This window comes from Streptohalobacillus salinus, from assembly GCF_003201605.1.
Classification (GTDB): domain Bacteria; phylum Bacillota; class Bacilli; order Bacillales; family Amphibacillaceae; genus Streptohalobacillus; species Streptohalobacillus salinus.
In genome coordinates, this window is the sequence record NZ_QJJR01000024.1 from 1 (window position 1) to 6,923 (window position 6,923).

Consider the following 6,923-nt stretch of genomic DNA (forward strand, 5'->3'; position numbering starts at 1 on the left):
AGTTTCGTGATAGAATGAAGCATAACAATCACCCCTTTTACTATACTATACCCTGTTTTAAATACCCCTTATCCCCAAAATTGCGTAAGAACCCATCTTAGTTTAGCAGTTACATGATCATGGGACGAAAATAAATGTGATAAGAAACAACCGTCACAAGTATTCGATATCAGCGATGTGTACGCTGTTACAAGTCCCTCGAGCGACGTATTACTACGTCGCGACCAAACGTGATAATCGAGATAAAGCCATCACAGAAGCCATTATAAAAATCTTTCATGCGAGCCGTCCTATCTACGGTGGTCGTAAAATCAAAGAAGAGCTAGACAATCTAGGTTACAAGGTATCTCGACGCCGCATTGGCCGAATCATGAAAGAACAAGGCTTAGTGTCAAAATATACAAAAGCTCAGTTCAAGCCGCAAAAATCTAAAGTGAATGAAGATGTGACAACGAACACGTTAAATCGTGAATTTGATAATCGCGAAGAACTTGAAGTGGTTGTCAGCGATTTAACTTATGTCAGAGTCGATCAAAAATGGCACTATATTTGTGTATTAATTGATCTCTTTAACCGTGAAATTATTGGTCATAGCTCTGGACCAAACAAGACCGCAGAGCTTGTCACTCGTGCCTCCCGCTCACTAAGAACGAATCTACATCGTCTTAAATTATTCCACACCGATAGAGGGAGTGAATTCAAAAATAAAAGTATTGATGAAGCATTAGATACCTTCGGTATCGAACGTTCACTCTCAGCAAAAGGAACACCTTACGATAATGCCGTTGCAGAAGCTGCATTTAAAACACTAAAAACAGAATTTATTTTATATGAGCAGTTTGCTTCGCAAGAAGCGTTAGACCTTGGTTTATTCGACTATGTTAATTGGTATAACAACGTCAGGATACATGGTTTATTAGGCTATTAAACGCCCGCTGAATATAAGAAAAACAGAGCGGTTCACTCCGCATCATAAAAAGACACGCACTTTATTTGGAGAGGCGAGCGTGCTAGCCTGTATGGCAGAGCCAGATGTTTTCATCATCTGGTTGCCGAACTCGATTGCATGCGAGCAGAGCGACAGTCAAGTGACAATAAGCTAGCAGTGCTAATATAAGCATTTAAAATACTAAGAAGCGATAGTCTGAGTTTCGCTCCTTAAAAAAGTTGTGCAGTTTTGTGTTGGCATACCAAGTAAGATGGATGCATCAGAATACAAGAATTACTTATTATGGTTTTTTCTATAACCTGGATATCCCGATTCCCTCGTTATAAATTATCTGGAATCCCGGTTGTAAGCTTATTTTTTAATTCTAAATATGAATCAAAAATCCAATTATTCATAAAACAGAGCCTCTAACACTAATCAGGATAATGTTAGAGGCTCTGTCTATAATTCTTTACTTTCTATATTTTCCTTATTTCATCAGCTATTCTTTTGACTATACCTGTGACAAGTGCGTTTCCCATAAAAAACATTCTCATTCGATCTGATACTTCGCTCACAACTCCGGTTTTATCAATTTTATATTTAGTCCAATTGTCAGGGAAATCCTGTAAACGTTCAGATTCAACAGGCGTTAATAATCTAAACCTACCATTAACTTCAATAAAGTGAGTTGATCGATTTAGTGTACCTTCAGATGTTAACATTGTTCTACTTGGAAGATCTAATTGATCTGTCGGAGACATTCCGCCTTCTGAATAAATATATTTGTGGCCAGTTGAAGATGTGCGTTCAATTTTCTTTGGGCCGCGTAAGTATTTAAATTTTTCGAGTCGTTCTTTATCTGTTATATAGTATTTCGATGGTATAGTTTCTTCACTTTCTAGAATGGTTCCTAGAGTTATAGGTGGTTCTTCCATTGTTGATGCTGTATCAATAGTTAAGTATTGGCCATATCTCATAATACCAGAGTTCCATACTTTACCAGAAAAATCATCAGATACTTTTACAATGTCAGAAGGTAAATTATATTCTTCCCGACGATTTTTAACAGCTTCTGCTCGAATGGGGAATTGTCGTGCAAATAATCCATTTCCAAATATATAATCATCATATTTAGCAATGCCTGGACCATCTAACTTTTGGTCTTTATCGACGGAAATTGCAAACTCACTATCGTTTCTGTAGACAAAGAAGAAAACACGTCTTCTTCGCTGTGCTCTTCCATAATCAGCTGCATTGATGACTCGCCACTCAACAGAATAGTTTAACTCATTAAATGCCGCTAACATTACTGCAAAATCACGTCCACGTTGATTAGAAGGTGACTTCAATAATCGATCTACGTTTTCAAGGACCAGATATTGTGGTTTAATTTGAGTGACTGCTCTTATTATTTCCCAAAATAAAACACCTTTTTTGCCTTCAATCCCGAGCTCACCTTTTTTGCTTCTAGCAACAGAGTAGTCTTGGCATGGAAATCCACCTACAATAATATCTGCATCCATTTTTTCAAACTCCTCATCGGAAATTTCTTGAATATCTTTATTTGTATTCTGACTATCTTTAAAGTGATAATTGTATATTTCAAAAGCATCCTGACTCTTTTTTGAGGGTTCCCATTGGTTAGCCCATTTTGTTTTGAATAAATTTTTATCTGATGTTTCAAATCCTAATCTGAATCCTCCTACACCTGCGAATAACTCTAATATTTTTAATTCTTTACTCATAATTATAATCCCTTCCCTGATTTCTTTGAGTTACTGTATAAAACAATTGAATTCTGTATGACTTATTATACACACTTTCTTTAAAAAGATCAAGAACACATACTTATCTCTATAATTTTGTTTTTATAATATATTTTAGAATACAAGTATGAAATGGGAGAATCAAACATTTTCAGGGAATTATTTTTAATGCGAATTTAGATTTATAGATTTGTGATTGAATAGAATGTTTTATTATGGAATTAATTGTAGTGATTTACATACAATCAGAGGTAGTGGGAAATAGGGGGAATTTTACATTGTATTTAGAGTTCATAATCACAGATTATGTTAAGGGGGGAAGGGCAAATGAATTAAGTGAGCGATTAACTATCTTTCTCTATGTACTAGGGGAGCGAAATCTGGTACATTTCGATTTCAACCTTACCAGCAAAACAACGAGCTTATTCAATGAAGTCCGGATACATGACCTCAATATTGAGAAAGTATGTACTTGGAAATGAAACTATTAAATCTATTATGAAGAATTCCTTCTCCTTAAAAAACAGCAATATTGAAGAAATCACAAAAAGAAAAATTCGAACCACATCAAGGCAAAAGTATTAATGAAATGAAAAAAGAATTTGAGATAAATATTGCATTGAAAATGTACCAGGTGGGGATGCGTACATATAGTTGTCCAAGATTATGTCCGCATCCCCGCCTGGTAGATATCATTGGCAGTAGTCATCTTCTAAAAAATATGAAGAAATTCGCGAAAACCATTGTTCAAATGATGTTTTTCCAGTAAACCTATCCATTTGTTTGTCCTTTATTTTGGATTTGGATTGTTTTACTACCATCTAATCATTATAAAGGTTTTTTGTATAAAACACACTTTCAGAAGATTATGAATGTTGTTAAAAGAGTCTGGATTTTTCATGCGACACTAGTGACTTTAAATAATTTAATGATAGTCTTCATACAGCATGTGGATGGAAATGTGAATGTAAAATATTTGATATTGTTCAGTGGTACAAAATCGATTTAAAATATTTTTAATACTTAATGGAGTGGTTGGAAAAATAATTTGTAAAATTCTTTTCTTTTATCTGTTTCAATTTTAATCGAGTTTAAAAATTGTACTTTCACATAAGTGTTTTTGAATGTACTAATATAGACAGGTTTAGAAAGTTCTGAAGACTGTTTGAAATTTTTAATCATATCTCTAATTTTATCTTCTGAAACGTTATTGAACTCATTAATATAACCTTGCGTATAAGCATTTACAAAAATAACATTCATGGATACACTCCTTCATCAAAATAGGTATTAATTTTATTAACATCTTTATTGTCTATTTTGTTTTAATTATAAGGGTTGTTTACACATTTATAGTTATGCAGGATATCGAGCGCTTCCAAATGTGACGCTGGCAGGTTGTTGGGCTCATGTACGTAAAAATTTAAAGGTGCTTTAACTGCACTATTCGAAGGTGCTGAAAACTTACGTTTCACTCCGAATACAGGATTAGCGCTCTGTAATAAGTTATGCAGTGTTGAGACCAAGTTAAAAGTTTTACGCTTGAGGAGCAACAAAAAGAATGTTTGATAAGTAGTCAGCTGATTTTAGAAGCATCCGCGCAACGTTGATTGAGAAATATATAAGAAATCCCTAATCTTTGCAGAGTGCCGAAAAGGGAATAAGCCAATATTAACATGAGCCCAGACCTGAATGATAGGTGTGGGCTATTTGACGCTTACACCCTTTCGGTAAGCTTTTTTCATAAAATTATTCTATAACAAATCTTTAATTTGCTCATATATATATTCTTTACTTAACCACCAAGCTTGTTTTGTAATATAATCATCTGAATAGTTTTCTTTTTCGTTGTCAGGCCGATTTATCCATTTTGCTGGATGGGGTAATTTAACAGAGTTATTCATTAACTTCCTTTTAGGAATCCCTTTCTCTATAACGTCTTTATAGTATTTTGACTTATATTGAGCAAGACTGGCATCTGGGCGAAGGCATAAAATATTTTCCAGGGATGGATTAATAAAATTATTTTTTATTATGATTTTTTTATTATCTATAAACTTTAGTTCAACACCATTTTTTAGTTTTTCTAACTCAGTTTTCCAAACTTCTTTTACTGGTCCATCTATGTCGGAAACTGGCATATTCCAAAATTTCGCGCCTACAAAAATAATATCCTCAGGGTTTGTGTTGTCAGAACCACTATTTTTTTTCTTTTTACCAAGATTATTAAAGACTAGTAATAGAAATTTTTTTCTTTCAAAGAAATCATAAACTTTTGATTTCTCCCAAGATTCTTTAACTAGTTCAAGAAATGAAGGAATCCCCATAAATTTAAAATGTTCTCTTGGTTGCCCCATCTCTAAAGTTATAGTTTTTAAACTAATCTCTGCTTTTTCGATTTCTTCTGATGTGACTTCGTTTGCAGAGGTTGGCAAGTTAAGAATTCCACGGATTATCATGTTATTGATATTTTTTTGTTGACTTTCACCTACTTTGATACCAAGAGTTTCAATCAATTCACTTTGTTTCATACCGTAATAGGGAGTGAAACGAGAGACAATAATTTCCTCAAGGGTTTTCTTTTCTAGCTCACTAACATCTTTTACAATACTACTAATAGCTTCGGTATGTTCTTGTCCAATAATATGACTATTTATGAGTTCATTAATGAATTTAGATTTAAATGAATAAGCTCTAGGTTTTGCATAGACATCTGTATGCTTCTGTTTTGTGAAATCATCACCAGTGGCTGACTTTGTACATGCCCCTAGATAATATGTAAGCCCTTCTGATAATTGTTCAGCTTTACCAGAGTTTATATATTCGGCTATTTTATTCCAATCTTGCTTTATTATTTCTAAATCTTTCTCAGGAATTTCTATTATAGTATCTTTAGGTAGGTGAAAACCTTCAAACTCAGTCATTGAAAGCAGATTGGCATATAGTACTTGAAATTTTGTCTTATCCTCAATCATTTCACCGCTGGAAATTTTCTTCTTATGCGAGACATCACGTCTATAATATTGAATTAATTCAATCATTTTATTCTTATGCCAAAATGAGCTTTGTTCAAAGGATTTTCCATACTCATTTTTGTAATTAATTTTATTTAAAACAAGTCTCTCTCCAGCAATTAATTCTGTGACTTTTTTCTTTTTACCTTTTTTTGTTTGTTTATCCAGGGGAGTTACTTTTAATTCTACGCCAGCTTCTGGAAAGTCTGGTTCGGCATGATTATCTGCAGGATGATCGTACCAGATTTGTTCTATTACATTGCCTGGATAAGACTTATTTTTCACATTCATAGTGCTTTTTACATCAATTTCTCCAAGCGTCTTGCCAACCACTTCTAATGCTCTATTATGTACTTTCTCTTTAGTATTATAGACACTACTCAAATTAACCCACTCCTCCAATACTACGAACAACAATAGTTAGTTAAATATCTCAGTGACACTGATAAGTGGTAGTCGAACATTACTATCATTGTCATTGAGAGGGAAATTGTAAAAGAAAGATACTCTGAAAGTTTATAACAATAAAAATTGGAATTAGATGATTGAAACCTTAAAAAGTAGTCTAGTTCAACGTCTTTAATCCACTTTTTTACATTTTCGATATATGTCTTTAGTATATAGTAATAAAAAAGAGTTGTCTAGATTAAATTCCAGACAACTCTGTACTATCTCCAGATATACGTAAGCATCAAATAATCCACACTTTAAATCCTTTCTTTATCGCGAGTGTGTATTTGGCAATAGGGAACTGGTTCTTACGCAATTTTGGGGATAATACATGCACCTAATAAATATAAATTCGTTTATTTTTTGAAATTATGGTTGATAGAGAATTCTTAGACGTAAGAGAGGGAAACTTGCTCTTCCATACAACATGCGTTTAATTGTTTTCAATCGATTAACTTGACCTTCTAGGAAGCCATTGTTTTCATAAAGTTCTATGGCATTTAAGGTAGGTGGGAAATCAGATAATAGTTTTGAAATGAAGTGTGTAGTTAATGGATCCTGTTGATATTTCTCATATAAAATGAGTTCGTGAAACTTAAGACTATCTTTGTCCTTTAGTGCTTGTCGAAAACTTGTGATGAACTGTATTTTGCAAGACTTTTCTACATGACTATTGCCAATGATATTTACCAGGCTTGCCAAGTTTATGTCCAGTGATTGCCAACAATTGTACCACTGTTTGCCAAGCTACTTACCACTTAA

Annotated in this window: 3 protein-coding genes and 2 pseudogenes; 2 read left to right on the top strand and 3 right to left on the bottom strand. The window is 33.5% G+C overall.

The window, feature by feature from the left end; translation table 11 throughout:
* Window positions 1-115: 115 nt before the first annotated feature.
* Window positions 116-928 (top strand): annotated as a pseudogene (locus DES38_RS11700) (IS3 family transposase); the annotation flags it as partial.
* Between the two features lie 479 nt (window positions 929-1,407).
* Here the strand turns inward: DES38_RS11700 and dcm are convergent.
* Both dcm and DES38_RS11720 read right to left on the bottom strand, forming a co-directional pair.
* Window positions 1,408-2,676 carry a DNA (cytosine-5-)-methyltransferase gene (gene dcm / locus DES38_RS11705; RefSeq protein WP_110252264.1) on the bottom strand — a complete coding sequence of 423 codons (1,269 nt, stop codon included), beginning with the start codon at window positions 2,674-2,676 and terminating at the stop codon, window positions 1,408-1,410.
* A 1,044-nt stretch (window positions 2,677-3,720) separates the two neighbouring features.
* On the bottom strand, window positions 3,721-3,960 hold the full coding sequence (locus DES38_RS11720) for a hypothetical protein (protein WP_110252267.1): 240 nt from the start codon (window positions 3,958-3,960) through the stop codon (window positions 3,721-3,723).
* 76 nt (window positions 3,961-4,036) lie between these two features.
* Here DES38_RS11720 and DES38_RS11725 point away from each other — a divergent pair.
* Window positions 4,037-4,135, top strand: a pseudogene (locus DES38_RS11725) (IS66 family transposase); the annotation flags it as partial.
* Between the two features lie 316 nt (window positions 4,136-4,451).
* Here the strand turns inward: DES38_RS11725 and DES38_RS11730 are convergent.
* Complete coding sequence (locus tag DES38_RS11730) at window positions 4,452-6,095, bottom strand: Sau3AI family type II restriction endonuclease (protein WP_110252268.1); 1,644 nt, start codon at window positions 6,093-6,095, stop codon at window positions 4,452-4,454.
* Window positions 6,096-6,923 lie beyond the last annotated feature (828 nt).